General features: G+C 30.4%; 2 protein-coding genes. Both read right to left on the minus strand.

The features are described from left to right. Positions 1 to 1,381 (minus strand): ankyrin repeat domain-containing protein (locus tag HRU49_RS14585; protein WP_296358455.1); only part of this gene is annotated, 1,381 nt, incomplete at its 3' end. A gap of 27 nt (positions 1,382 to 1,408) precedes the next feature. Next, positions 1,409 to 2,071: hypothetical protein (locus HRU49_RS14590; protein ID WP_296358456.1), on the minus strand; the 663-nt coding region annotated here is incomplete at its 5' end.

The raw sequence follows: 2,071 nt of genomic DNA on the forward strand, positions 1-2,071 counted from the left end.
CTGGTGATAATCTTGGTGCAAACTCAATATCTTTTGTATTTATTAATTCTCCCATGTTTTTGGCGTTAGCCCAATTATCGTTTTCATCTTTAAAACTTATGTATAAATCTACAGATCCATAGCCATTTGGTCTATTAGAAGAAAAAATTATAAAACTTTTATCTGGTGCAATTATAGGATCGTAATCTCTACTATCAGAATTAATATTTTCGTCTAAATCTATCGGCTCTTGGTATGAACCATTTTTAAATTGGGATACTACAATATTACTTGTATGATTTGGACCAGTAGAATAAAATAATGTGCCATCACTTGAAAGCGTTGGAAACCAATCATGATATTCAGGATTATTTGCAAGCTTGCCAAGATGTATTGGATTACTCCAATTATTGTAGTCTCTTTTGAGCATCCACATATCACAATTTTTACGTGTAGAGTCATTGGCTACTAAAGGTCTGTCTGTGCAGTAATATAAGGTATTGTTGTCTGAAGATAAAAATGGGTCAATTTCTCTATAATTACCATCAATATCCATTGGCTTTGGTTGGGTCCAAATACCATTTTCTTGCTTTGTTTCGAATATAGTCCCACCATGATATCGCCATGATTCAACCGTGTAATACATCTCTTTTCCGTCAGAAGAAAAAGTAGGGCTATGTACAAAATTTTCAGTAGAAATGAAGCTCTTTGCAAATAATAAAGGTATGCTATCTGGTCTCTTTTGTCCTAAATAAGAACCTTTAAGGTTGTATTTAGGCACTTTTTTTGTATCAGCTCCTTTAATGATTAGGTATTCTACAATTTCTGGGTTATCCTCGCGAATTGCCAAGGCTAAAGGTGTGTTGCCATAATCATTTAAAGAATCCACGTTAGTTTTATCATTAATAATCTTTTTCACGACTTCTAAGCTATTATTAAGTACAGCTTTATGCAGCAACGAGGCTCCAAGATTTACATCAGCTCCTGCTTTAATAAGTATATCTACCAACTCCTTATTGTCAGATTGTACCGCATTATATAAAGGTGTAAAATTATCTTTGTTAACGGTGTTAATCTCTATGCCCTCGGTAATTAGTCTATTTGTCATTTCTACATTTCTCCTCAATACAGCATACATAAGTGGTGTGTCTCCAAATTTGTTTTGTATGTTCAGATTAATGTTTTTATCTATAAGAAAATTAAATAGTTTTTCTTGATTGCAATATGTAGCAAAGTGTAATAAATTAGATTGATTTTTACTCTTAGTGTTAATGTCAATGGTTTTTAATAGTGAGTCTACTTTTTTGATATTGCCATCACATACATACTCAAAAATTGTTTTTGTTTGGGCATATGATTGATGAGTGATTAATACAACAAGCATTAAGGCTGATTTTTTCATTTTATTAATTTTTTATGGTAATTGATTTTATTGTAATAAGTACTCAAGCTTGGTGCTTTTTAGAATTTTTTTAGCTTCGATAGCCCTTTGAATTTCTCCTGTTTTTTCATAACATCTAATTTTATGAAAAATAAGGTTAGGGTTATTAGAATTAACATTTTCGCAAATTGCTATATACTTTAGTGCTTCTTCATAATTTTCTTGCTGTATGTTTAATACAACTTTATGGAAATTTTCATAGTATATATCATTGTATTCCCTAAAAGTGTGAGGCGTAACATCTAATAAGTTTTGTGTTTTCTTTTTGTTAAATCTGTCTTCTATAAAATGTAAAATGGGTACTTTTTTATCATTTAGCACAGGAAGTTCCCACATACCTTCTGAGTTTTTAATTGCTCTTTTTATCTTTTTATCTTGAGCTTTATTAACATGATGAAAAATTTCTATGTTACTGATTCTTCCATTTGGTTGTAAAATAAAACTGGCGAGATAAAAATTTTCTCCAATCTCAAAATCACTTTTAATATGTGTATCCATATAAATGTGAAAATCCGGATGTTTTTTATTAGCAAATTTTGGGTACAACTTTTTAGATGATCTATACACAAAAGCACCATTTATTAACAGGCTGTCATTTGCTTTTAGAGGAAGTTTATCTAAATATAATTGCTCTCTAATAAACCAATATCG

The sequence above is a fragment of the Winogradskyella sp. genome, assembly GCF_013213975.1.
Classification (GTDB): Bacteria; Bacteroidota; Bacteroidia; order Flavobacteriales; family Flavobacteriaceae; genus Winogradskyella.